General features: G+C 50.6%; 3 protein-coding genes and 1 tRNA gene. 1 reads left to right on the top strand and 3 read right to left on the bottom strand.

The features are described from left to right. Positions 1–105: 105 nt before the first annotated feature. Positions 106–747 carry a hypothetical protein gene (locus EPN29_14300; protein ID TAN30462.1) on the top strand — a complete coding sequence of 214 codons (642 nt, stop codon included), beginning with the start codon at positions 106–108 and terminating at the stop codon, positions 745–747. Between the two features lie 6 nt (positions 748–753). Here EPN29_14300 and EPN29_14295 read toward each other — a convergent pair whose 3' ends face one another. From EPN29_14295 to EPN29_14285, 3 genes are all read right to left on the bottom strand, one after another. Next, a complete protein-coding gene (locus EPN29_14295) occupies positions 754–1,257 on the bottom strand; it encodes a VIT family protein (GenBank protein ID TAN30463.1) in 504 nt (167 codons plus the stop codon). Positions 1,258–1,295: 38 nt separating this feature from the next. After that, a tRNA-His gene (locus tag EPN29_14290) sits at positions 1,296–1,372 on the bottom strand. A gap of 39 nt (positions 1,373–1,411) precedes the next feature. After that, positions 1,412–1,648, bottom strand: a complete 237-nt coding sequence (locus EPN29_14285; protein ID TAN30461.1) for a hypothetical protein — start codon at positions 1,646–1,648, stop codon at positions 1,412–1,414. Between the last annotated feature and the right edge of the window lie 38 nt (positions 1,649–1,686).

Genomic DNA, 1,686 nt, shown 5'->3' with positions numbered 1-1,686 from the left:
TTTCCCTATAAAAAGTAGTATGAACAGGGGTAATTATAACAGAAGACAGATGGACAGACCACCTTCGTATAACCGCCGGGCTGATTTTGAGTTAAAATGGGGACAATGCTAGCGCTTATTATTTGTCTTGCCGGAATTCTCGCTATTTTACTTGTAGATGAATATCTGGGACACAAAAAAATATTGAGAGCCGAATATAAAAGGAAATTTGTGCATATTGTCGCCGGGGCATTTATCGCTTTTTGGCCATGGCTGGTTAGCTGGCGGCAGATCCAGCTTCTGGGACTGGCTATGCTGGCGGTAGTTATTCTGAACCGCCGCTTGGGGATATTTAACTTCATGGCCGAAACCGCACGGATAGGTTTTGGCGATGTATTCCTGGCTTTGGCTGTCACTTTGTCCGCCGCGCTGACCAGCGACAGAGTCTTCTTTATGCTCGCCATACTTACTATGGCTTTGGCCGACGGGCTGGCGGCGGTTATCGGCAAACACTACGGCTCACATTGGAAGTATAAAGTCTTCGGGCAAAAAAAGACGCTGGTTGGGACTATGACTTTCTGGCTGGTTGCACTGCTTATCTTTGGCTTTTCTATGCCTCTGGTTGCCGGTGATATAACTCCGCAAAAGTACATCTTGCTGCTGGTCGTGCTGCCGCCAGTACTGACAATTACCGAAAACCTGGCGGCTTTTGGTCTGGATAACCTGGCTATCCCGCTGCTGACCCTGCTGGCCCTGAAGATTGCCTAAGAAGTCTTAGGCGCCGCCGATTATAATTCCGGCGGCAAAAACCAGCCCGCCGCCGACTATTACCTGAAGGACCGAAATCCAGAATTTCATATCAAAAAAATGGTAGCGGATATAGGCTATAACCGTCAGCTCCAGGCCGACTATCAGGTAGGCAAGGGCAAGAGCCGCATTGAAATTGGAAAGTAAGAAGGGAAGGGTATGGAACACTCCGCCCAGAAAGGTCATGGCCCCGATAATAATGCCGCGGCGCAAAGGCCGGCCCCGGCCGGTCAACTCCCCGGTGTCGCTTAATGCCTCGGCAAAGGCCATGCTAATGCCGGCACCCACAGCCGCCGACATACCGATTAAGAAGGCGATGTGCGGGTTACGTGTGGCAAAAGCCGCCGCGAAAATAGGCGCCAAAGTCGAGACAGAGCCATCCATCAGCCCGGCCAGGCCCGGCTGGATGGTCTGCAGGACAAAGCGGTTGTACTCTTCTTCGCTACTCGGCCGCTTCCCGCCGAGCCCTATGGGCCATGAAAAAGGATTGAGGTTTTTTGGCATAAATATGGGGCGAATGATGGGACTTGAACCCACGGCCTTCGGAGCCACAATCCGACGCTCTAACCAGCTGAGCTACATCCGCCGTAACGACTGCAATTTTAACACTTATTAACAGATAGGACTAGTGTATTATGGTTCTCTTGGTATCAGTTACCGACCAATATCCTGGAAGAGAAAGCTGGCCCTTAGCATCGTAGCGGATTACTTCTTTAACAGGCTCCCGTCCTTCAGGAACAGGGTGAACTTCTACAAGTTCCTCCACTATCCTTCCAGTAGCATCATCAAAGACTGCTATGAGCTTTTCCGAAATAAAAACTTGGCTTTTCCCCTCGCCAAGTTTTTCGCTTGCGGCCGACATCTATTAATGAGTATAGGCGTCGGGCCGGACGACTTCAA

This window comes from bacterium (assembly GCA_004299235.1).
Taxonomy (GTDB): Bacteria; Chloroflexota; Dormibacteria; order Dormibacterales; family Dormibacteraceae; genus SCQL01.
This window is presented reverse-complemented; position numbering and strand designations above follow the sequence as displayed.